Origin of the sequence: Flavobacterium myungsuense (assembly GCF_042677265.1) — a bacterium.
Lineage (GTDB): Bacteria > Bacteroidota > Bacteroidia > Flavobacteriales > Flavobacteriaceae > Flavobacterium > Flavobacterium myungsuense.
In genome coordinates this window covers 221,294-245,341 of record NZ_JBHTIZ010000011.1, presented here as the reverse complement: position 1 = coordinate 245,341, position 24,048 = coordinate 221,294, and the positions used below count along the sequence as shown (strand labels likewise).

General features: G+C 32.1%; 23 protein-coding genes. 10 read left to right on the top strand and 13 right to left on the bottom strand.

Annotated features, from left to right (window positions below; all coding sequences use genetic code 11):
- From ACFQ0S_RS04675 to ACFQ0S_RS04655, 5 genes are all read right to left on the bottom strand, one after another.
- Positions 1-627, bottom strand: a complete 627-nt coding sequence (locus ACFQ0S_RS04675) for a carotenoid biosynthesis protein (RefSeq protein WP_379754557.1) — start codon at positions 625-627, stop codon at positions 1-3.
- The gene (gene crtD, locus ACFQ0S_RS04670) at positions 624-2,096 is read right to left on the bottom strand and encodes a 1-hydroxycarotenoid 3,4-desaturase CrtD (protein WP_379754554.1); all 1,473 of its coding nucleotides are present in this window, start codon (positions 2,094-2,096) and stop codon (positions 624-626) included. The genes ACFQ0S_RS04675 and crtD overlap by 4 nt, the downstream gene beginning before the upstream one ends.
- Before the next feature lie 185 nt (positions 2,097-2,281).
- A complete protein-coding gene (locus tag ACFQ0S_RS04665; protein WP_379754551.1) occupies positions 2,282-4,432 on the bottom strand; it encodes a polyribonucleotide nucleotidyltransferase in 2,151 nt (716 codons plus the stop codon).
- Between the two features lie 164 nt (positions 4,433-4,596).
- Positions 4,597-4,866, bottom strand: a complete 270-nt coding sequence (gene rpsO / locus ACFQ0S_RS04660) for a 30S ribosomal protein S15 (protein WP_379754548.1) — start codon at positions 4,864-4,866, stop codon at positions 4,597-4,599.
- Between the two features lie 144 nt (positions 4,867-5,010).
- A complete protein-coding gene (locus tag ACFQ0S_RS04655) occupies positions 5,011-5,466 on the bottom strand; it encodes a GAF domain-containing protein (protein WP_379754789.1) in 456 nt (151 codons plus the stop codon).
- 67 nt (positions 5,467-5,533) lie between these two features.
- Between ACFQ0S_RS04655 and xrtF the strand changes: the two genes are divergently transcribed.
- The 6 genes from xrtF to ACFQ0S_RS04625 all read left to right on the top strand — a co-directional run bounded on the left by xrtF (position 5,534) and on the right by ACFQ0S_RS04625 (position 10,310).
- On the top strand, positions 5,534-6,094 hold the full coding sequence (xrtF, locus tag ACFQ0S_RS04650; protein ID WP_379754545.1) for an exosortase family protein XrtF: 561 nt from the start codon (positions 5,534-5,536) through the stop codon (positions 6,092-6,094).
- Complete coding sequence (locus ACFQ0S_RS04645) at positions 6,069-6,512, top strand: exosortase F system-associated membrane protein (RefSeq protein ID WP_379754542.1); 444 nt, start codon at positions 6,069-6,071, stop codon at positions 6,510-6,512. Before xrtF ends, ACFQ0S_RS04645 begins: the two co-directional genes overlap by 26 nt.
- Positions 6,513-6,596: 84 nt before the next feature.
- A complete protein-coding gene (locus ACFQ0S_RS04640; protein ID WP_379754539.1) occupies positions 6,597-7,001 on the top strand; it encodes an HYC_CC_PP family protein in 405 nt (134 codons plus the stop codon).
- Positions 7,002-7,078: 77 nt separating this feature from the next.
- The gene (locus tag ACFQ0S_RS04635) at positions 7,079-9,097 is read left to right on the top strand and encodes a TonB-dependent receptor plug domain-containing protein (protein WP_379754536.1); all 2,019 of its coding nucleotides are present in this window, start codon (positions 7,079-7,081) and stop codon (positions 9,095-9,097) included.
- Positions 9,098-9,150: 53 nt separating this feature from the next.
- Positions 9,151-9,522, top strand: coding sequence for a heavy-metal-associated domain-containing protein (locus ACFQ0S_RS04630; protein ID WP_379754533.1), 372 nt, complete (start codon positions 9,151-9,153; stop codon positions 9,520-9,522).
- A 107-nt stretch (positions 9,523-9,629) separates the two neighbouring features.
- Positions 9,630-10,310, top strand: coding sequence for a DedA family protein (locus ACFQ0S_RS04625; protein WP_379754530.1), 681 nt, complete (start codon positions 9,630-9,632; stop codon positions 10,308-10,310).
- Between the two features lie 75 nt (positions 10,311-10,385).
- On the opposite strand, the gene groL is transcribed toward ACFQ0S_RS04625, so the two are convergent.
- The 8 genes from groL to miaB all read right to left on the bottom strand — a co-directional run bounded on the left by groL (position 10,386) and on the right by miaB (position 17,667).
- Positions 10,386-12,014 carry a chaperonin GroEL gene (gene groL / locus ACFQ0S_RS04620; protein WP_379754528.1) on the bottom strand — a complete coding sequence of 543 codons (1,629 nt, stop codon included), beginning with the start codon at positions 12,012-12,014 and terminating at the stop codon, positions 10,386-10,388.
- A 77-nt stretch (positions 12,015-12,091) separates the two neighbouring features.
- Positions 12,092-12,367 (bottom strand): co-chaperone GroES, encoded by a 276-nt coding sequence (locus ACFQ0S_RS04615; RefSeq protein ID WP_035670228.1) that lies wholly within the window; start codon positions 12,365-12,367, stop codon positions 12,092-12,094.
- A gap of 140 nt (positions 12,368-12,507) precedes the next feature.
- A complete protein-coding gene (gene secG / locus ACFQ0S_RS04610) occupies positions 12,508-12,861 on the bottom strand; it encodes a preprotein translocase subunit SecG (RefSeq protein WP_379754524.1) in 354 nt (117 codons plus the stop codon).
- 2 nt (positions 12,862-12,863) lie between these two features.
- Positions 12,864-13,820, bottom strand: a complete 957-nt coding sequence (locus ACFQ0S_RS04605) for a tetratricopeptide repeat protein (protein ID WP_379754521.1) — start codon at positions 13,818-13,820, stop codon at positions 12,864-12,866.
- Between the two features lie 43 nt (positions 13,821-13,863).
- A complete protein-coding gene (gene lptE, locus ACFQ0S_RS04600; protein WP_379754518.1) occupies positions 13,864-14,367 on the bottom strand; it encodes an LPS assembly lipoprotein LptE in 504 nt (167 codons plus the stop codon).
- Between the two features lie 69 nt (positions 14,368-14,436).
- Complete coding sequence (locus tag ACFQ0S_RS04595) at positions 14,437-15,693, bottom strand: sigma 54-interacting transcriptional regulator (protein WP_379754515.1); 1,257 nt, start codon at positions 15,691-15,693, stop codon at positions 14,437-14,439.
- Between the two features lie 51 nt (positions 15,694-15,744).
- The gene (locus ACFQ0S_RS04590) at positions 15,745-16,116 is read right to left on the bottom strand and encodes a GxxExxY protein (RefSeq protein WP_379754512.1); all 372 of its coding nucleotides are present in this window, start codon (positions 16,114-16,116) and stop codon (positions 15,745-15,747) included.
- A gap of 105 nt (positions 16,117-16,221) precedes the next feature.
- On the bottom strand, positions 16,222-17,667 hold the full coding sequence (gene miaB / locus ACFQ0S_RS04585) for a tRNA (N6-isopentenyl adenosine(37)-C2)-methylthiotransferase MiaB (RefSeq protein WP_379754509.1): 1,446 nt from the start codon (positions 17,665-17,667) through the stop codon (positions 16,222-16,224).
- 329 nt (positions 17,668-17,996) lie between these two features.
- On the opposite strand from miaB, the gene topA reads away from it, so the two are divergent.
- From topA to porL, 4 genes are all read left to right on the top strand, one after another.
- On the top strand, positions 17,997-20,501 hold the full coding sequence (gene topA, locus ACFQ0S_RS04580; RefSeq protein ID WP_379754506.1) for a type I DNA topoisomerase: 2,505 nt from the start codon (positions 17,997-17,999) through the stop codon (positions 20,499-20,501).
- A gap of 3 nt (positions 20,502-20,504) precedes the next feature.
- Complete coding sequence (locus ACFQ0S_RS04575; RefSeq protein ID WP_379754503.1) at positions 20,505-21,656, top strand: formimidoylglutamase; 1,152 nt, start codon at positions 20,505-20,507, stop codon at positions 21,654-21,656.
- A gap of 244 nt (positions 21,657-21,900) precedes the next feature.
- Positions 21,901-23,316 (top strand): T9SS ring complex lipoprotein PorK/GldK, encoded by a 1,416-nt coding sequence (porK, locus tag ACFQ0S_RS04570; RefSeq protein WP_379754786.1) that lies wholly within the window; start codon positions 21,901-21,903, stop codon positions 23,314-23,316.
- A gap of 49 nt (positions 23,317-23,365) precedes the next feature.
- A complete protein-coding gene (porL, locus tag ACFQ0S_RS04565) occupies positions 23,366-24,004 on the top strand; it encodes a type IX secretion system motor protein PorL/GldL (protein ID WP_379754499.1) in 639 nt (212 codons plus the stop codon).
- The last annotated feature ends 44 nt before the right edge of the window (positions 24,005-24,048 follow it).

The following is a 24,048-nucleotide window of genomic DNA, read 5'->3' as shown; positions in this document are numbered from 1 at the left end:
TTAAATAAATATAAATAATGAGGTGAAGAATATAATTTGTAAACTCAATATAATTAATGACACATTACGATTACCTTTTATTATTGTAGGGTAAAAAAAATAGGATGTAAAAAAAGCAACTCCAATCCATCCCAAATAATTATGCAAACTTGGCAAACCGCCTTCAAATTGCCAATAATCAAGTTTTGGCGCTACTTGTTCAATAAGTAAATCAATACCCGTTACTAATAGAGCAGTACAAACCAAAACAGTTATTTTATTTGCAAAGACACTACTTACAGTTATAATTCCAGCACAAATTAACATTGCCCAATTGATAGATATAACTAGAGGGACATCAAATAGTTTATAACCTAATCCATTTCCGTAAGAATAGTTTCCGAAAATCAATCCAGTTTTTACGCCAATTACTTCAATCATAAAACCAAAAAAAGCAATTGCAAAAAATGCGGCTATAAATTTTTTGTTAGGCAAAGGGCTATGAATTAAAAAAACCAAACACGTTAACAATAATGTATAAGGAGTAAAAGGGCTAAAAAATGAAGGGTTAATAACAAACCCAATAGAACCTGACACATAAACTAGTATCAAGAAATACAATATATAGGATTTGTATATTTTTTTCATTTCTTTTCTCGTTCTGCAATTAGTTGACTAGCTATTTTCGCACTAAAAAGACATAACGGGATACCACCGCCAGGATGAACACTTCCTCCTACAAGATATAAATTTTTAATAGTTGAAGAAAAATTGGAATGTCTTAAAAAAGCTGCAAATTTATTGTTACTAGAGTTGCCATAAAGTGATCCTCCAAACGAAGAGGTTTGGTTTTCAATGTCAACAGGACTTAATGTGCTTTCTGTAATGATATGTTTTTCAATAGTCGTTTTTAATATTGTATTAATTTTGTTGATAACATTTTTTCTAAGATCCGTCTCATAAGTAATACTTCTGTTCTTATTATGTGGCACATTTACCATAACAAACCAATTCTCGCAACCTTCTGGGGCATCAGCTTTACAATATTTTGATGTTATATTGATGTAAATAGTGGGGTCGTCAATTGGGAATTGTTTTGAAAACAAATAATCAAATTCCTTTTTGTAATCATCGCTAAAAAGAATATTATGGAGTCCCAATTCTGAAAATTCTTTGTTTATTCCCCAATAAAAAACATAAGCACTACTTGATTTTTCTTGCTGGATTAGCTTTTTTGGTGTAAAAGATTTTGGTAATAGGTATTTGTAAAGTACATGAATATCTACATCGCTTGCTACAATATCAAAAGCATAATTAACATCGTTGCATTTTATGAAGGCAATTCGGCTATTAGATCCAACTTCAATGGTGTCAACCTTTGAATTGTATTTAATGATTACATTAGCTTCTTCTGTTAGTTTGACCAAATGTGTCGTAATTTGATGCATGCCTTCATTAGGTAAATAGGCACCAAGATTAAACTCTAAATGCGAAATCATATTCATTAACGCCGGAGCTTTGTATGGATTAGAACCATTATAAGTGGCATATCGATTAAAAAGCTGCGCTGTTTTTGGATTTGAAAAGATATTAATATTTTTTTTATTCATCGAGCTAAACAGTCCTAAAAAAGGCGAAAATAAGATTCCTTTAAAAGTCTTAAGATTGATGAAATTTTTTAACTGATGTAACGATTGTTTTAAAAACAGATCTTCGGTAGTTTTAAAATAAAAAGCGTTGCGCTTCATGTATTTTAAAATAGTTTCTTTTTTTTCATTTAATTTCAAATGAACTTCTTCTGCAAACTCTTCTATATTGGCAGATGCTTTTAGTTGAGTTCCATCTGAATAAAAATAATTGGTAATGACTTGTAATTTCTGATATTTAAATTGAAGTGAACTTCCTTGTAAACTAGTTAATTCATCTATTAATCCGGGCATAGTAAATAAGGAAGGACCTTTGTCGAACCTAAAACCATTTAGATTAAGTTCACTCAATTTACCGCCAGGGTAACTGTTTTTTTCGAAAACGGTCACTTTAAAACCTTGGTTAGCCAATCGAATTGCTAACGCAAGCCCAGCAATTCCTGCACCAATTATACCAACAGATTTTGTCATTATTATTTCTAAAATTCAACTGCTAAAATAATTTTTTTTCAAGATGGCATATCTATAACAATAGTTAAATAATTCCTATCAACAAGCAGGATGTAATTAAGAATTTTCCAATTTAAGATTTAGCAAAAAATTAAAAACCCAACTTAATTCCTCAAGTTGGGGTTTCATGTAAATAAATATTATTTTTACTCTCCTTTAGGAACAATTTTATTTTCTTCTCTTGGAGGTCTTGGTAAAAGTGCTTTTCTAGAAACTTTTTCTTTTCTAGTTTTTGGATCTACACCCAAGTATTTTACTTGAAACACATCTCCCATTTTAACAACGTCTGAAACGTTTTCTGTTCTTTCCCAAGCCAATTCAGATACGTGTAATAAAACTTCGTTTCCTGGCGCATCAGTATATTCTACTACAGCACCAAAATCTAACATTTTAATTACTTTTACTTCGTAAGCTTCACCCATTTGCGGTTTGAAAATAATTGAATCAATTTTTGCTAATACTTTAGCAATTCCATCAGGATCTGTTCCAAGAATTTCTACAACTCCTTGCTCATCTACTTCATTAATAACGATAGTAGTGCCTGTAGCTTTTTGTAATTCTTGAATTACTTTTCCTCCAGGTCCAATCAAGGCACCAATATAGGCACCAGGAATGGTTCTCATAATAATTTTTGGAGCGTGAACTTTAACATCACCATTTGGTTGAGACAACGTTTCTAATAGTTTTCCTAAGATGTGTAAACGTCCGTCACGAGCTTGAGCCAACGCTTGCTCCATGATTTCATATTTCAATCCATCAATTTTGATGTCCATTTGGCAAGCTGTAATTCCTTCAGAAGTTCCAGTTACCTTGAAATCCATATCTCCTAAATGATCTTCATCACCAAGAATATCAGATAAAACTGCAAAACGATCACCGTCAGTAATCAATCCCATTGCAATTCCAGAAACTGGACGAATCATTTGAATACCAGCATCCATTAATGATAATGTTCCAGCGCAAACTGTTGCCATCGAAGACGAACCGTTAGATTCTAATACTTCAGAAACTACACGAATTGTATAAGGACAATCTGCAGGAATCATATTTTTCAAGGCTCTTTGTGCCAAATTTCCGTGCCCCACTTCTCTTCTTGAAGTTCCTCTTAACGGACGAGCTTCACCGGTTGAAAATGGCGGAAAATTATAATGTAAATAGAATTTTTCTTCTCCTTGTTCTGATGGTGAATCTATTTGGTTAGCTTCTCTAGATGTTCCTAAAGTGGCTGTTGCCAATGCTTGAGTTTCTCCACGAGTAAACAATGCAGAACCGTGAACCGATGGTAAATAATCTACTTCACACCAAATAGGTCTGATTTCAGTAGTTTTTCTACCGTCAAGACGTGTGCCTAAATCTAAAGTTACGTTACGAACCGCTTCTTTATTGGTTTTGTAGAAATACTTTCCAACTAAATCACCATTTTCTGCTAATTCTTCAGCAGTAAACAAAGCTTTAACTTCTTCTTTTACAGCTTCAAATGCAGCAGAACGTTCGTGTTTAGCCGAACCTTTACTAGCGATAGCGTAAATTTTATCGTAAGCCGCTGCTTTTACTTTAGCATAAATAGCCTCGTCAGATTTTTCAGTTTCGTAAGTACGAACTTCTTTTTTGCCAAAGGCTGACGCCAATCTTTCTTGGGCATCAATTTGAACTTTAATATGTTCGTGAGCAAATTTAATAGCCTCAACCATTTCTTTTTCTGAAATTTCTTTCATTTCACCTTCTACCATGGCGATAGAATCTCTTGAAGCTCCAATCATCATATCAATATCAGACAATTCTAATTGTGCACGACTTGGGTTGATAATGAATTTACCATCAATTCTTCCAACTCTGGCTTCAGATATCAATGTTTCAAATGGGATGTCAGACAATGCAAGCGCTGCTGAAGCGGCTAATCCTGCTAAAGCATCTGGCATAACATCGTCATCATGCGACATTAATTGAATCATCACTTGCACTTCTGCATGATAGTCACTTGGGAAAAGCGGACGCAATACACGGTCTACTAATCTCATAGTTAGTACTTCGCTATCACTTGGACGCGCTTCTCTTTTAAAGAAACCTCCAGGAAAACGACCTGCTGCTGCAAATTTTTCACGATAATCTACCGTTAAAGGTAAGAAATCGATACCTGGACTTGCTTTTCTTGCGGATACTACTGTTCCTAAAATAACAGTTTTTCCAATTCTTACTACTACAGAGCCGTCTGCTTGTTTGGCTAAACGACCTGTCTCGATTGTGATGCTTCTTCCATCACCTAAATCGATTTTTTCTACAAATAATTGTGGAATCATAAATTTTTTCCTTTTCAGTTAAACATGGGTTCTAGCCTGCCTGTCGGCAGGCAAGTTGTGTTGTTGTTTGTAGTAGTTGTTGTATAAACCCAATGAAAAACTAAACTTTTTCTGCAATATGTATAAAAACAAAAAGAGGCGCGTGGGCACCTCTTTTTAATTGATTATTTTCTGATATTCAATTCTTTGATAATTTCACGGTATCTGTTGATTTCTTTTTTCTTCAAGTAATCAAGTAAAGCTCTTCTTTTACCTACTAGTAAAACTAATGAACGCTCCGTGTTGTAATCATGACGATTTTTCTTTAAGTGCTCAGTTAAATGTGTGATTCTGTGAGTAAATAAAGCTATTTGCCCTTCTGCAGATCCTGTGTTTTCTGCTTTTCCTCCGTGTTTAGCGAAGATTTCTGATTTTACTTCTTTTGTTAAGTACATGCCAATATTATTTTAAATGATTTTTATGTATGTCTTGTATTTATTGTAAGACGGTGCAAAAGTAATCTTTATTTTTAGAATTACAAGCGAAAAAATCATTTAAACGATTAATAATTAAAATATGAAATTTTAGTTGGCTTTTTTCTAAAATAACTTTGCAATCTCTTGATTCACAAACTCTAAAAAAAGTTCGTCCTTCTCTGAAAAAGGATTCAAAACATGACTATCAATATCAATTTGTCCGATATTAGCTCCATTAACAAATAGTGGAACAACAATTTCAGACTTTACGGTAAAACTGCAGGCGATATAATTGTCTTGAGCTGCCACATCAGGAACAACAAAATTCTGATTCGAAACCGCAACTTGTCCACAAATTCCTTTCCCGAAAGGGATTACGGTATGGTCTGTAGGTTCTCCAACGTAAGGCCCAAGAAGTAATTCTTCTTTTTCTCCATTTCTAAAATAAAAACCAACCCAATTGTAATACTCAATATTGTTTTTTAGTAAGGCACATATTTCAAATAATTTTTCATTTCTAGAAATATGGTTCTGATTTAAAATGGTTTTAACTTTTGGTTTTAAGGTTTCAAGTAACATCGTTTTTTTATGTAAAAGTAGTATTTGCATCCTACTTATATTTAATTAAATTTGTTAAAAAAATTCCTTGAAAACCTATTTTATTCAATATCGCCCTTTTTTACTTTTTCTTATTAAGTTTTTTTTGGTATATTTTGTATTGACTTTTTCGTATAAGTACTATTTGAATCATTTCGATAGTGTACTTCTTTTTCAGGTAGACGGATTTACGCAACTTGTTGCAAATCAAGTTAATTATGTTTTGATGTTTTTGGGTTATGATTCTATTATTGTGCCTCATACAAATGAAGCTTCTATAAAATTAATACTAAACCAAATTTTTGTAGCCCGCGTGGTTGAAGGATGTAACGCTTTAAGTGTAATGATTCTTTTTGTAGCTTTTGTCGTGGCATTTACAGGGAAATGGTTGCACACAATATTGTTTATTATTGCAGGATGTTTGCTAATTCATATTTTAAATGTTTTCAGAATTGTAATGTTGAGTATTGCTTTGTTAAAATATCCAGAGCAAGAGCATCTTTTACATGGAGTAGTTTTTCCTTTGTTTATTTATGGTGTTGTTTTAGGTTTGTGGGTTTTTTGGGTTAATAAATTTTCATTACATGTTAGAAAAAATGCTGAAAAATAAAATTAAAATTGGTTTTTTAATTCTTTTCATTTTCTTTTTAGTGCTCATTAGGTTATACGAAGACAAGTTTTTTTATGATCCTTTTTTAGATTATTTTAAAACAGATTATTTAAGAGTTACAGTGCCTGAATACAATGGATTTAAATTGTTTTTAGGAATTAGTTTTAGGTATTTCTTAAATACGATTCTTTCATTAGGTATTATGTATGTTCTTTTTTCGGATTTAAAGTTTATAAAATTTACTACTCTACTGTACTTTATATTTTATATCCTATTAATACTTGTCTTCTTTTTGGTTTTGAATTTCTCTACCAGTGAAAATAATTTTGTTTTATTTTACATCAGAAGATTTCTGATACAGCCTTTATTTTTATTGCTATTTATTCCTGCATTTTTTTATCAAAAACAAAATAAATAATTTAATTTTCTTTAAAACAGTATACACTTCAAATTATAACACCAATTTAATACAACCCTTTTTTCTTTTCCGTACCTTTGTTTTATGAAGTATAAAAAAAATATAAGTATTTTTCTTGCCTTCTTCCTATTAGTTTCTAATGTAGGATTGGCTTTTAATGTACATTATTGCGGAAAAAATATTGCTTCAATTTCTTTAAAAACACCAATTTCTGATCAAAATTTTGAAAAAGGATGTTGCGAAAAAATCACTCCAAAAAAGCATAGTTGTTGTTCAGATAAAGTTTTTAGTTTTCAACAAAAATCAGATAATTTAATTGTAAAAGCATTTTCTTTTCAAGCGGATTATTTTTTTATTGTTGAAGAATGGAATCCGATTGTTTTTTCTTCTTTTTCTAATTTCAAAAATTCTCAAATTACATCTTATTATTGCGATGCTAATGCGCCGCCACTTTTTAAGTTGTATCACCAATATATTTTTTACGCCTGATTTTAATGTTTATTTAAAGTCAAACCTTTTATTTATGGTTTGGTGTTATTTTTTATAATCATTAAAATCTATTTCTTATGAAAAAATCAGCAATGCTTTTTATGCTGACTTTATTCTCGATTAATGCATTTTCTCAAGAAAATCAAGAAAAATTAGAGGAAGTCAAAGTGGTAACTAAGCGTAAAGGAATTCAAAAATCGCAAACAATAACAAGTAACACAACAGTTGTTACTAGCAAAGAATTACTAAAAGCGGCTTGTTGTAATCTAGCCGAAAGTTTCGAAACAAATCCGTCTATTGATGTTAATTTTTCGGATGCTTTAACAGGAACAAAACAAATAAAAATGCTCGGATTAACAAGTCCTTACCTAATGATTACGGAGGAGAATATTCCGTCCGTTCGAGGAGCTTCTCAAGCCTACGGATTATCGTTTACTCCCGGAACTTGGGTAGAAAGCATTCAAATTACAAAAGGAGCGGGCAGTGTAGTAAATGGCTACGAAAGTATTTCTGGTCAAATAAATGCAGAACTCATCAAACCAATAAATGACATCCCTTTTTTCTTAAATGCTTATGGCTCTACAGATTCTCGTTTTGAATTGAATACCCATTTCAATACTAAAATTTCCGATAAATGGAGTAGTAGTTTGTTTCTGCATGGAAATACAAGAGTTTCTAAAATGGATAGAAACGAAGATGGTTTTTTAGACAATCCTTTAGCCAAACAAGTCAATATTATGAACCGTTATCAGTACTATAATGCCGATAAGGGTTTGGTGAGTTTTGTTAATTTTCGTTATATGAACGACCAAAAACAAACAGGAAAATTGCAATTTGAACCTAGTAGAGATCAAGGAACTACTAATTTTTGGGGTTCTGAAATTAATACTGAACGGTTAGATGTCTCTACTAAAATAGGATACGTATTTAAAGATATGCCATATCAAAGTATTGGTTTTCAGAATGCGTTTAACAATCACAATCAGCAATCGTATTTTGGTTTAAATCAATACAATATTAAGCAAAGTAGTTATTATTCAAATTTAATTTTCAACTCAATTATTAGTAATACCATGCATAAATTTGCAACGGGTTTAAATTTTACATACGATAAATACCAAGAGTTTGTAAATGTCAAAGATTACAGCAGAATTGATAACGCAATTGGTGCTTTTTTTGAATATACCTATGATAATACCGACAATTTTAGCGTTATTCTTGGTGGGCGTGTAGATAATCACAATCGTTTAGGAACATTTCTTACTCCTAGATTACATTTAAGATATAATCCATGGGAAAAGGGAGTTTTGCGATTTTCTGCGGGAAGAGGAAAAAGATTAGCTAATATTTTTGCCGAAAACCAACAGCTTTTTGCTAGTTCTAGATCATTTGATGTTTTAGATTCTAACGGAAAGATTTACGGATTAAATCCTGAAATAGCTTGGAATTACGGACTAAGTTTCTCTCAAAACTTTTTGTTTTTTGGCAAAAAGGCCGATATTGGATTTGATTTGTACAGAACCGATTTTCAAAATCAAGCCGTTGTAGATGTTATGAATTCGCCACAACAAGTTTTGTTTTATAATTTGAACGGAAAATCATTTGCTAACAGTTTGCAAATTGAATTCAACTATGAAATAATCAAGAATTTAAATTGGCGTTCAGCTTATAAGTTTTATGATGTAAAAACAGATTTTATTTCAGGAAATTTCCAGAAACCACTTCTGGCTCGAAACCGTTTTTTTGCTAATTTAGAGTTTGAAACTCCTATTACTGATAAAGGTAAACAATGGAAATTTGATTATACTTTTAATTGGATTGGTAAACAACAATTGCCCAATACCGCCTCAAATTCTGGTGCTGATAGATTGCCGGAATTTTCTTCTTCCTATTCGTTAATGAATGCACAAATTACTAGAACTTTTTCTTCAACTTTCGAAATATATATTGGTGGAGAAAATATAGGAAATTATACACAAGAAAAAGCGATTCTTGGCAGTGATAACCCTTTTGGACCAAATTTTGATGCATCAATTGTATATGCACCAATTTTCGTACAAATGTATTATGCAGGTTTAAGGTTTAAAATAAAATGAAGTGAATTCAAAATCAACATCAAAAATTAATTAATATTTAAAATAATAGAAAAATGAAAAATGTAATTTTAATACTGCTAGTAACTTTTATTGGGTTTTCAGTTCAAGCGCAAGAAACCAGAGGCGGAGCCGAATTGAGCGTAGCTAAAAAGAATAAAAATGCCAAACATACTTTTGAAGTAAACGGAAATTGTGAACAGTGCCAAAAGCGAATTCAAAAAGCCGCTTTTTCTGTTCCAGGTGTCAAATCGGCTTTATGGAATATAGAAACTCATGAGTTTAGTTTAATACTAAATGAGGAAAAAAGTACAGTAATGGATGTGAAAAAAGCGATTGCAAAAGTAGGCCATGATACTAAGGATGTGAAAGCTACAAATGAGGATTATGACAACCTTCATTCGTGTTGTAAATATGATAGGCTATAATTGTAAATTCCTAAACCGTTAATAAAACTTTAAAGTAAAGTAATAAATTGTTGTTAAGCCAAATTATTCATACTTTCGCGCACTGAAAAGCAAACAAACACCTATTTATGAGTAATTTTGATTGGACACAATTATTAAATCCTGAATTTTATATTACGTTTACCATTGGCGGTATTCAAGTAGGTTTATATATTGTTTTGTTTATAATTTTTGCTGAGACAGGACTTTTTGCCGGTTTTTTTCTACCGGGAGATAGTTTGCTTTTTTTAGCGGGTATTTATAGCCGTGATTTGATTGAAAATGTAACAACAGCTATTGAAAGTGATTTTATAATTGTTACCATATTGTCTCTTTTGGTTGCTATTGCTGGAATACTAGGAAATATGGTTGGGTATTGGTTTGGTGCACAAAGCGGTTACTATTTATTTAAAAAAGAAGATAGTTTTTGGTTTAAGAAAAAGTATCTTTTACAATCTAAAGATTTCTTCGAAAAATATGGAGGTAAGGCAATTATTTTTGCTCGTTTCCTGCCTATCTTCAGAACTTTTGCTCCCATTGTAGCAGGAATTGTTACCATGGACAAAAAGAAGTTTATGTTTTATAATGTGTTGAGCTCTTTTTTGTGGTCTTTTATTTTAATTTTCGCAGGACACTATTTATATGGATTGTTTTTAGATAAATTTGATATTGATTTAAAACATCACATCGAAAAAATCATAATATTAATTATTTTAATTTCTACCTTTCCAGTAGTTTTGAAACTTTTTAAGAAAAGTCCTCAAGATTAATTTAAATTAAAAAATCCGTCAAGAAAAGTTTTTCAAGACGGATTTTTATTTGCAATTAGAATTTACTAATTTTTATTACATCATCCCCGGCATACCTCCACCCATAGGGTTGCCGCCAGCACTTTCCTCTTTTATATCAACTAAAGCGCATTCAGTTGTTAAAATCATTCCAGCGACTGAAGCAGCGTTCTCTAAAGCGACACGCGTTACTTTTTTAGGGTCAATGATACCTGCTTTTAACATATCTACATATTCATCAGTTTTTGCATTATAACCAAAGTCACCTTTTCCTTCAGCAACTTTTGCAACAACTACTGAGCCTTCTAAACCAGCATTTTCAACGATAGTTCTTAATGGCGATTCAATAGCACGTGATACAATTTGAATTCCTGTAGCTTCATCAGCGTTATCCGCTTTTATTGTTGCTAGGGCTGATTTTGCTCTTAATAAAGCCACTCCACCACCTGCAACAATTCCTTCTTCAACTGCAGCTCGAGTAGCGTGTAAGGCGTCATCAACTCTGTCTTTTTTCTCTTTCATTTCAACTTCAGAAGCAGCTCCAACATAAAGAACTGCAACACCACCAGCTAATTTAGCCAATCGTTCTTGTAGTTTTTCTCTGTCATAATCAGAAGTTGTTGCTTCCATCTGACCTTTAATTTGGTTGACACGATTTTTAATCATATCAGCTTCACCAGCACCACTTACGAGCGTTGTATTATCTTTATCGATAGTTACTCTTTTAGCAGTTCCCAACATTTCGATGGTTGTATTTTCTAAAGTATATCCTCTTTCCTCAGAAATTACAGTTCCTCCAGTTAAAATAGCAATATCTTCCAACATTGCTTTTCTTCTATCACCAAAACCAGGCGCTTTTACTGCAGCAATTTTTAATGCTCCACGTAATTTGTTTACAACTAGTGTTGATAATGCTTCGCCATCTACATCTTCAGCAATAATCAATAATGGTTTTCCTGATTGAGCCACTGGCTCTAAAACAGGTAATAATTCTTTTAAAGAAGATACTTTTTTGTCGTATAAAAGAATATATGGATTTTCTAATTCTGCTTCCATCTTTTCAGGATTGGTTACAAAATATGGCGAAAGATATCCTCTGTCAAACTGCATTCCTTCTACAACATCTACATAAGTATCAGTTCCTTTGGCTTCTTCTACAGTAATTACACCTTCCTTGCCAACTTTTGCGAAAGCATTAGCAATTAATTCACCAATGACATCATCGTTATTGGCAGAAATAGAAGCAATTTGTTTTATTTTATCTGAGTCACTTCCTACTACTTTTGCTTGTTTTGCTAGGTCTGCAACAATAGCTTCAACAGCTTTGTCAATTCCTCTTTTCAAGTCCATAGGATTTGCTCCTGCTGCAACGTTTTTTAAACCTTCTTTTACAATTGCTTGAGCTAAAACTGTAGCCGTTGTAGTTCCATCTCCAGCCAAATCATTGGTTTTTGAAGCTACTTCTTTTACCATTTGAGCTCCCATATTTTCTAATGGGTCTTTCAATTCTATTTCTTTTGCAACAGTAACCCCATCTTTAGTAACATTTGGTCCGCCAAAAGATTTTCCAATAATTACATTACGACCCTTTGGTCCTAAAGTTACTTTAACTGCATTTGCCAATGCATCAACTCCACGTTTTAATCCGTCACGTGCTTCAATATCAAATTTTATATCTTTTGCCATTTTTTTAATTGCGAGGTATGAAGTAATTTCATCCTCTTTTTTAAGTTATTGTTAATTAGCTTAATTGTTTAATTCGATTATATTATTGCTAAAATATCGTCTTCACGCATAATCAAATAATCTTTTCCTTCTAGTTTTAATTCAGTTCCAGCATATTTTCCGTAAAGAACAGAATCACCAATTTTTACAGTCATGGTATGGTCTTTTGTTCCATTTCCTACTGCAACAACAGTTCCTTTTTGAGGTTTTTCTTTTGCTGTGTCAGGAATAAAAATGCCTGAAGCGGTTTTAGTTTCAGCTGCTACGGGTTCTATTAGAACGCGGTCTGATAGTGGTTTAATGTTTAAAGCCATAATAATTATATGTTTTTTGTTAAATTAAAATTTGTATTTACCTTATTTCAGAAATTGTGCCAGCTCTTTAAAACTGACAATTTTGCTTAAAAAAAATGCCAGCATTGTCAGGCTGGCATCATCTTTATTTTATTTTGAAACTATTTTTTTACTGGTACTGCAGGTGCGTCAGTCTTAGTTTTTTCATTTTTAGAAGCAGGAGTTTCTTGTTTTGGAGCTGATGCTTCTGTTTGGTCAATGATTTTAGAGTCGTTATCACTTAAGCTACCTGTAAAGCTTAAACTAGATAATAAAATTAATACAATTAACGCTGTTCCTAAGTACCAAGTGCTTTTGTCTAAAAAGTCTGTCGTTTTTTGAACACCACCCATCATTTGAGATCCTCCTAATGAAGAAGATAATCCTCCACCTTTAGGGTTTTGAACCATAATTACTATGATTAATAAAAAACAAACTATTGTTATTAAAGCTAAAAAAATTGAAAATGTGCTCATTATTACTTATTATTTTGTTGTAAATTTTTAATATCTAAAATTCGGTCTGCAAAGAAACTACTTTTTTCTGGATATTTCAAAATTAATATTTGATAAGCTTGAATTGCTTTTTGATATTTCTTTTGTTCTAAGTAAACTCTAGCTAGAGTTTCGGTCATCAAGTACGAATTATTTGAAATACTAGGCTCAAAAACAATAGTATTTACCTGAGAGTCATGCTTTATAGCTGGAATTTTAGGGTTGGTTTCTATAAACTTGTCAATTAATTCGTTTTTTTTTTGCTTCTCGAAATTTAATTCAGAAGTATTTTCATAATCAATTTCAATTTCTTCATCACGAATTATAGGCTTTAACTTTGAAAGTTGCAACCATTCTTGAAAAGAATGTTTCTCGTTTTTTGAAAAAACTAACGGTTTTCCAATTTCTAGATTTTCAGTAATACGTTCTTCAGTTTTTTCTGCAACAATGGTTTCAATTGCAACATAATCTTTTTCAGAAGGAATTCTAAATTCATGTTTTTCAACTGTTTTGTTCTCTACAACAACAGTTTCTTGTTCAATAAATGGAGCTGCGTTCTTAATAGAAATAAGTATAGACTCTTCGACAGTATTTGTTCTTTGTTCTAATTTAGGTGAATCATCATTGATAATTTCAATTTCATTTACAGGAATGTCAAGTAATTTTGCTACCTTTTTATCGTATAATCCTTTGTGTATGGTTACAAATGAATCGGAAGTAATAAAATCAAATAAAACGGTTCTATCTGTAGTATGCGCAGCTGTTATTTTTAAAGCATAATTGTATTTAAAACTATTTTGATTGTACAATCCTTTTAGATATAAGGCTCGTGCACTCTGAAAATAAGGAAACTCTTGCGCAATTTTTTCCAAAGTAATACTCTGAATGTCATTTATAGCATTCGGATTATTTATTAAGGAAGTATATTCAACTACGTTCAAAACAGATTTTTGTTTTTAAAGACGAACAAATTAACTCTAAAATTTACCATTTTGCAAGCGATTCATTAAAAATATCTTGAGTTATTCTTTCAAAAATTTCATCCAAAGCTGTTGCGAGCTTTGCACCTACTAGTTGTTCAGTTCCTGAATAATTGTGGAAAAAAGAAAATGTTTTCTCAAAATTATCAGCTTCTTTATTTTTATTTGTAAATTGAACTTTTATTGTAATGGTTAAAGTGCTTTGAGCGGCTCTTTGATCAGCAGTTGCAGTTGTTGGGCTAACTCGATAATTAATAATTTCGCCTTCATATACTAAATCACCTCCAGAATTCACTAAATTTAAATTGGTTTGGTTTTGAATTAAATCCTGTAATTCTAAAGTAAATGTTCGTTCTATTCCAGGTTCTATCAATGGCGCATTATTACGAAAATAATTCACTTGAAAAGTTTTAGCGTCAATTTTCCCAGTTCCTGTAAAGTTATAAACTGAGCAACTGTTGATACTAAAGGCGGTAAGTACAAAGAGTATAGATTTAATGTAATTCATTTTCTAAAATAATAGAGCAAAGATATTCATTACAATGGTTAATTATCAATTTTTTAATTATCAATTTGCTTACAAATCAAACTGTTTAATTTTTCGATACAATGTTCTTTCAGAAATGCCTAGTTCATCGGCTGCGGCTTTCCGTTTTCCTTTATTTTTTTCTAATGATTTTTTAATCATTTCAATTTCTTTTTGTTCTAAGCGCAAGACTTCTTCCTCTTCTATCGTTTCGGCAAACAAATAATTGTCATCGTTTTCTTCAAAGTCATCATCTGAGTTTTGATTTGTGAAAACTGGAGTTCTTGGCTCTTCTTCGAATGAAATTTCACTTTCATTTTCTTTAGAACCATAAATTTTTTGAATTAAATTTGGATTAATCTCCTGAGCTTTTGCCACGCCATTTTTCATTAACTCTAAAGTAAGTTTTTTCAAATCGTTTAAATCACTTTTCATATCAAAAAGCACTTTATACAAAATATCTCTTTCAGTACTAAAATCACTTTCGGCTTTTTTATCTTTAATTACAGAAGGCAAATTACTTACTTCGGTGGGTAAATAGGATTGTAAGGTTGCACCAGAAATGTCTCTATTGGTTTCTAAAACCGAAATTTGCTCGGCCACGTTTCGTAATTGACGAATGTTTCCACTCCAACGAAATTTTTGCAAGACTTGAATAGCGTTATCATCTAATTTTAATGGTGGCATCTTGTATTTATGGGCAAAATCGGCAGCAAATTTTCTAAAAAGCAAATGAATATCTTCTTTTCGCTCCCGCAAGGGCGGTAAAGTAATATCAACGGTGCTCAATCGATAATACAAATCTTCTCTAAATTTCCCTTTTTCTATTGCAGTAAACAAATTTACATTAGTCGCTGCCACGATGCGTACATTGGTTTTTTGTACTTGTGATGATCCCACTTTTAGAAACTCACCGTTTTCTAGAATTCTGAGTAAACGAACTTGTGTTGTCAAAGGCAATTCTCCTACTTCATCTAGGAAAATTGTTCCTCCATTAGCAACTTCAAAGTAGCCTTCACGAGTATTTGTAGCACCTGTAAAAGCGCCTTTTTCATGACCAAAAAGTTCACTGTCAATAGTTCCTTCTGGGATGGCACCACAGTTTACTGCAATGTATTTTCCGTGTTTACGATGAGAAAGTGCATGAATAATTTTAGGAATATTTTCTTTTCCTACACCGCTTTCTCCTGCAACTAATACAGAAATGTCTGTAGGAGCAACCTGAATGGCTTTCTCTATCGCACGATTGAGTTTTGGGTCATTACCAATAATTTCAAATCGTTGTTTTATTGATTGAACTGTTTCCATAAATTTTTCTTTAACCACGAATTACACAAATTATCACGAATTTCTTTTATACTAAATAATTATCCTTTTGTGTTCTAAAGATTTGTTTTTAAAGTTGACAATTATTCCTAATTTATTATAGGAAAGATTTATGTAATTTAAAGTTTGTGCGATATGTTCGTCTCCAATAGCTTTAGCAGTTTTTATTTCTAAAATAATTTCATCAAAGATCATGAAATCTGCATAAAATTTGTGGGCTAAAATCACATCTTTATATTGAATTTCAAATTCTTTTTCTCTTTCAAAAGGAATGTTATTTTTCTTAAATTCGTATTCTAAAGCATCTTTATAAACGATTTCATCTAAACCACATCCTAAAATTCGATGAACTTCCATGCAAATGCCGACAATTTTATAACACTCATCTTTTTTGTATAATTCCATAATCTGTTTTTTTATCATGAATTACATGAATTTTATTTTAGGATTAAATCAGTTTATAATAAGTAAGTAATTCGTGATAATTTGTGTAATTCGTGGTCAATATTTTTAATTCATTTCACTTAAATCAACTGCTACTCCTTTTAAAGTACCACTAGTGCAACTAATAATTTTAACATTGATGAAATCGCCAATTTTATAATTCTCTTTTGGAAAAACAACTGTAATACTTTGTGAATTTCTTCCTGAGAATTCTTCTGCTGATTTTTTTGAAACTTTTTCGACCAAAACTTCTACGGTTTGTCCTATAAATTCTTCAGAGCGAAACCAAGCATGCTTTTGTTGTAAATCGACTATTTCTTGTAATCTTCTAGCTTTTGTTTCTTCAAGAACATCATCCTTCATTTTACGACCTGCTAAAGTGCCAGGGCGTTCTGAATACGAATACATGTACCCGAAATTATATTTTACATAATTCATTAAACTTAAAGTGTCTTGATGATCCTCTTCGGTTTCGGTAGGGAAACCAGCTATCATATCTTGACTAATTGAAGCGTTTGGAATAATAGCTCTTATTTTATCAATCAAAGTCATGTATTCTTCGCGAGTATGCAAACGATTCATTTCTTTAAGAATTCGATTACTTCCCGACTGAACTGGCAAGTGAATATGTTTGCAAATGTTATTGTGTTTCGCAATCACATGTAATACACTTTCGTGCATATCCTGTGGATTGGAAGTCGAAAATCGAATGCGCATTTTAGGAAAACCAACAGCAACCATTTCTAGTAATTGGTCAAAATCGATAGCAGTTGCTTTTTGTATTTCGGATGCGTTTTCAAAATCTTTCTTCAGTCCACCGCCGTACCAAAGGTAGCTGTCTACATTCTGACCTAAAAGCGTAATTTCTTTAAATCCTTTGTTCCATAAATCCTGAATTTCTTCCATAATACTTTGAGGATCACGGCTTCGTTCTCTTCCACGAGTAAAAGGGACTACGCAAAACGTACACATATTATCACAACCCCTAGTGATAGAGACAAGTGCTGTAATTCCGTTGCTCATTAAGCGCACAGGCGAAATATCGCCATAGGTTTCTTCTTTGCTCAAAATTACATTTATGGCATCTCTGCCTTCTTCAACTTCGTTTAATAAATTCGGTAAATCTTTATAGGCATCAGGACCTACAACTAAATCTACAATTTTTTCTTCTTCAAGAAATTTGTCTTTTAATCGCTCTGCCATGCATCCCAATACACCTACTTTCATTTTAGGGTTAAATCGTTTTACGGCATTGTATTTTTCTAAACGTTTGCGAATCGTTTGCTCGGCTTTATCACGAATGGAACAGGTGTTAACCAAAACCAAATCGGCTTCTTCTAAAATAGTTGTAGTATTATAGCCATTTCTAGACAAAATAGAGGCTACAATTTCCGAATCCGAAAAATTCATGGCACAACCATAACTCTCTATAAAAAGTTTTTTGGTATTTTCGGTTTTATATTCTAATACAAGACTTTCTCCTTGTTTGCTTTCGTCAATAATTTTTTCCATTACATTTTTTCAAAACACAAAGATAATGCAATTTCAAACAATATGACAAGATGTCAGTTTTGATTTAACAATTTTTTTTGAAAAACGATGTTGATGCTATTTAAGTCCTGTTTTTAAATTAAGTTACTTGTTGATTGTGAAAGACTTGTTTGTGTTTTTAGTTGTAGAAATCCTTTCTTGATTGCTCAAATAGCTTTATTCATTATTCAAGACTAAATATCAGTCTCCAAAATTTCAAAACTTTTTTTTAGATTTAAAAAGGCCAAAAATTTATTCAAACTGATGATATTTAAAAAAATCTTCTACTTTTGTTCCAGAAAAACAAACCAATGGCAAAGAATTTAGTAATAGTTGAGTCACCAGCAAAAGCAAAAACCATCGAAAAATTTCTTGGATCAGATTACCAAGTTGAATCTAGTTATGGTCACATTGCAGACTTGCCTTCCAAAGAAATAGGGGTAGATGTCGAAAACGGATTCAAACCGAAATACGAAGTTTCGGCCGATAAAAAAGCATTGGTTACTAAACTTAAAGGATTAGCAAAAAAAGCCGATATAGTTTGGTTAGCAAGTGATGAAGATCGTGAAGGAGAAGCTATTTCTTGGCATTTATCGGAAGAATTAAAATTAGACAAGAATAAAACGAAAAGAATTGTTTTTCACGAAATCACAAAATCGGCTATTTTAAAAGCTATTGATAATCCAAGAGAAATAGATTACAATTTAGTAAATGCACAACAAGCGAGAAGAGTTTTAGATCGATTGGTGGGCTATGAATTATCGCCAGTATTGTGGAGAAAAATTAAAGGAGGTTTGTCTGCCGGAAGAGTGCAATCGGTTTCAGTCCGATTAATCGTTGAAAGAGAACGTGAAATTCAAAACTTTAAAGCCATTGCAAGTTATTCGGTAGTTGCAGAATTTGTAAACGAAGCAGGCAAAACTTTTAAAGCTAAATTACCAAAGAATTTTAATACTAAAAAAGAAGCCCAAGATTTTTTGAATAATAATATTGGCTCGTCTTATAAAGTTTCTGATTTAGAAACTAAACCTACAAAGAAAACACCAACCGGGCCTTTTACGACTTCAACTTTGCAACAAGAAGCAGCTCGTAAACTGTACTTACCTGTTGGAATTACTATGCAATTGGCACAACGATTATACGAAGCTGGATTGATTACATATATGAGAACAGACAGCGTTAACCTTTCGAAAGATGCTATGGAAGCTGCTCAAGCAGAGATTATTAAATCTTACGGAAAGGAATTTTCAAAACCTCGAACATTTGTAAATAAAAGTAAAGGAGCACAAGAAGCACACGAAGCAATTCGCCCAACAGATATGTCTAGGCATACTGTAAATATTGACCGTGATCAAGCACGGTTGTATGATTTAATCTGGAAAAGAACTTTAGCTTCACAAATGAGTGATGCTGAATTGGAAAGAACTAACGTTAAAATCGTAGCCAATAATCATGGTGAAATTTTTACTGCTTCTGGAGAAGTAATTAAATTTGAAGGGTTCTTAAAAGTATACCTAGAGGGAAATGATGATGATGAAGATGAGCAAGAAGGAATGCTACCTGCCATGAAAGTCAATGAAAAGTTACAAAACAATTACATTACTGCAACCGAAAGATATTCTCGTGCTGCGGCTAGATATACTGAAGCTTCTTTAGTAAAAAAATTAGAAGAATTAGGAATAGGTCGTCCTTCAACTTACGCGCCAACTATTTCTACTATTATTAATAGAAATTATGTTGAAAAAGGAAACTTAGAAGGACAAGAGAGAAACTATACCCAATTGACTTTGCAGTCGGGGAAAGTTACTGATAAAACTTTAAAAGAAAATACAGGCTCCGATAAAGGTAAATTAGTCCCAACGGATATCGGAACAATTGTTACCGATTTTTTGGTAAAGAATTTTGGTGCTATTTTAGATTATAATTTCACTGCTAAGGTAGAACAAGATTTTGATGAAATTGCGGAAGGAAATATTAATTGGACAATTATGATGCAAGAGTTTTATGATAAATTTCATCCCAACGTAAAAGATGTGGAAGCCAATGCTGATAGAGAAAGTGGTGAACGAATTTTAGGAAAGCATCCAGAATCAGGAAAAACGGTTTTAGTTCGTTTAGGGAAATTTGGCGCGATGGCTCAGATTGGAGATGTTGATGACGAAGAAAAGAAATTTGCAAGTTTGCGACCAGAACAAAATATAGGCAATATTACCCTCGAAGAAGCACTGAATCTATTTTTGCTTCCAAAAGTGTTAGGTACATATAAAGGAGAAGAAGTTGAAGTAAGTTTAGGTCGTTTTGGACCTTTTATTAGATTTGGAAAAGTATTTGTTTCCTTACCAAAAGGAGAAGAACCATTAGATGTAGATTTAGAAAGAGCCAAAGTTTTAATTGATGAAAAAGCTTCAGCCGATGCGCCAATTGCAGTATATAAAGGAGAAGCTGTTCAAAAAGGAACGGGAAGATTTGGTCCTTTTCTTAAATGGAATGGTATATTTATAAATGTAAGTACGAAATACAACTTCAATAATTTGTCTCAAGAAGATATAGAAACAATAATTGAAGATAAACTTCAAAAAAACATTGATAAAGTAATTCATAATTGGGAAGCTGAAGGAATTCTAGTTCAAAAAGCAAGATGGGGAAGGTCAGAAATCACTAAAGGTAAAATTAAAATAGAATTAAGTAAAGACATTGATGCGTCAAAATTAACATTGGCCGAAGTTCAAGAAATGATTGAAAAGAAGTCTCCTGCAAAAAAAGCTACATCAGCAAAAAAACCTTTAGCTAAAAAGAAAGCTACAAAAAAGAAATAAAAAATGGAATTTGATTTTCTTTCTCCTTTAAATAGTGATATATTAGATTTTGTTAATGAACTTTCTTCCCAGCATTTGGGTAGCAAAATAGTTTTGCACACAAAATCGGATTTTCCAGATTTAGATAAAATTAAAATTGCTGTAATTGGTGTTATTGAGAATAGGGGAGATGCAAATGCCATAAGTGACGTTAGTCTATTTCATATTAGAAAAGAATTATACAGTTTGTATCCTGGTAATTGGGAAGTGTCTATAGCAGATTTAGGAGACATAAATTCTGGAAACTCAAAAGAAGATACTTATTTTGCCTTACAAAAAGTTTCAGAAACTTTAATTAAAAATAAAATTTTACCTATAATTATTGGAGGTTCGCAAGATTTGACCTATCCTATGTATAGAGCCTATGACCAATTAGAGCAAATGGTAAATTTAGTTGCCATCGATAGTAAATTCGATTTTGGAAAAGAGAACGAGTTTGTTTATGCAACATCTTATTTAACTAATATTATTTTAAACGAACCAAACAACCTTTTTAATTATAGTAATATTGGTTTTCAAACCTATTATAACTCTCAAGAAGAAATAGATTTAATTGAAAAATTGTTTTTCGATGCTTACAGGTTGGGTGATGTTTCAAACAATATAGCAATAGCTGAACCAGTCTTTAGAGATGCCGATATCGTTGTAGTAGATTTAACATCTGTAAAATCATCTGATTCAGGTAATTTTATTACATTTACACCTAACGGTTTTACTGGAAAAGAAATATGTTCTTTGTCTAGATATTCAGGAATAAGCGATAAGGTTTCTTCGTTCGGTGTCTTTAACCATAACAATTCTGAGCAAGAAGCAGTTTTGATAGCCCAAATTATTTGGTATTTTATTGAAGGTTTTCATTATAGGTCAAATGAGTATCCTTTCGGAGATAAAGAAAATTACCTTAAGTTCATCATTCCTTTTGACAATGAAGAATTAGTTTTTTATAAAAGTAATAAAACAGATAGATGGTGGTTAGAAGTTTCTTTTAATTCAGTATCAAACAATAAATTAAAAAGAAATACGTTATTACCTTGTTCTTATGATGAATATTTGTCGGCTTGCAATCAGGAATTACCTGAGAGATGGTGGAAAGTGCAAAGAAAGAATAATCTTTAATGAGATTGACATAAAAAAGAGATATATTAATCATAAAAGTAAGAAAAATACATCTAAAAATGCATTTTTAGCGTAGTTAGTCGCGAAATAACGCATTTAATCGGTAAAATATTTTTTTTATAATTTAAAAAAATTAGTTTTGTGTTATTATTTAACACATATTTAAATAAATAGTTGCTTTTTAAAAAAAAAATAAATAGGTTTACGCCCTTAAAATATGAATACATACATAACCCAGATTTATATGAAAAAATTAATTGCTTTTACAGTCATTTCAGCGTTGCTGGTAGGTTGTGGCAGATCAGGTGACAAAGGTGAATTAGTTGGAGTTAAAGGAAAAAAATGGAATCCTGAAAAACCTTTTGGTATGACTTTAGTGCCTGGAGGTGCATTTATTATGGGTAAATCAGATGATGATTTAGCTAATGTGCAAGATGCTCCAACAAAAACGGTTACTGTAAGATCATTTTATATGGATGAAACTGAAATTACTAACAGCGAGTATCGTGAGTTTGTTGAATGGGTTAAAGATTCAACAATGCGAGTGCGCTTAGCGATTCTAGCTGATGAAGTTGGGGGCGGAGGTACTGCTGGTGGGGGCGCTAAAGGTAAAGGAGGAAAAAGCTCAGGAAGTATTGCTGATTTCGCTTTTAACGATGCTGATCCTGCAAAAATGACAGCGTATGATAAGTATATGTATGAAAATTATTACAGTGTAGGCACGGCTGATGATGCTTATGCTGGAAGGAAATTAAATAGAAAAGTAAAATTAATTACAGATACTTCTAAATATCCAGACGAGTATTACACTGAAGTTATGGATACAATGTATCTTCCAGTAGCAGAATCTTTCAACGGTTTGAGAACTATAGATGTAAATAAATTAAAATTCCGTTATTCTTGGATGGATATTCAGGCAGCAGCTAAAGCTAAAACAGGTAAGCGAAAAGATTTTATTAAAACAGAGCAGACTAAGGTGTATCCTGATACAACTGTTTGGATAAAAGATTTTTCTTACTCTTATAACGAGCCTATGCACAATGATTATTTATGGCATGAAGCGTACTCTCAATATCCAGTTGTTGGAGTAAATTGGAAACAAGCTAAAGCATTTTGTGCTTGGAGAACCTTAAAAAAGAATATTTACATCAAATCTAAAAAGAAAGGTGGAGATCTAATTAACACTTTCCGATTACCTACTGAAGCCGAATGGGAATATTCTGCTAGAGGAGGTTTAGAGTCTGGAACTTTTCCTTGGGGAGGTCCTTATTCTAAAAATGATAGAGGTTGTTTTCTTGCAAACTTCAAGCCGAATAGAGGTGATTATGCTGCAGATCAGGCTTTATACACTGTAGAGGCAAAATCTTACGAACCTAATGGTTATAATCTTTATAACATGGCTGGTAATGTGGCTGAATGGACAGATTCTTCTTATGATGCTGGTGCATACGAGTATGTTTCTAGTATGAATCCTAGTGTAGGAGATTTAAAAAACATGCGAAAAGTAGTTAGAGGTGGATCTTGGAAAGATGTGGCTTATTTTTTACAAGTAGGAACACGTGATTTCGAATACGCGGATACTGCAAGAAGCTATATCGGTTTTAGAACCGTTCAGGATTATATGGGAACAGTGACTACTGGAAAAGCACCTAAAAGATAAATTTTAAACTCAACAAATTAAATTAACTTAACCAATTAAATTTTTTATTATGGCATTTTTAAGCAAAAAGGTAATGAATTTCTCCTACGGAATGGGAGCAGCAGTAGTAATCGTAGGGGCATTATTTAAAATACAACACTGGCCTGGTGCAAGTGCATTATTAATTATTGGTCTTATGACTGAAGCATTAATTTTTGGTTTATCTGCTTTTGATCCAGTTGACAAAGAATTAGATTGGTCTTTAGTTTATCCTGAATTGGCAGGTGGTGAAGCTAAAGGAAAATCAGCTAAGAAAGAAGATTCGGCCGATGCTCAAGGATTGCTTTCTCAAAAATTAGATGCTATGTTGAAAGAAGCTAAGATCGATGCTGAGTTGATGTCAAGCCTAGGAGATAGTATTAAAAATTTCGAATCGGCTGCAAAGGGAATATCTCCTACTGTAGATTCTATAGCTTCAACTAAGAAATACAGTGAAGAACTAAATTTAGCTTCAGCTCAAATGGAGTCATTGAATAGTTTGTACAAAATTCAATTAGAAAGTGCTTCAAGAAACGCACAAATAAACAATGAAGTTGCTGAAAACAATTTAAAACTAAAAGATCAAATGCAGTCATTAACCTCTAACTTGTCTTCATTGAACAATGTTTATGGTGGAATGCTTTCTGCAATGAGTAATAAAGGGAATTAGTATCTCACTACATTTTTAATATAAATCAAAATTAACTAGAAAAA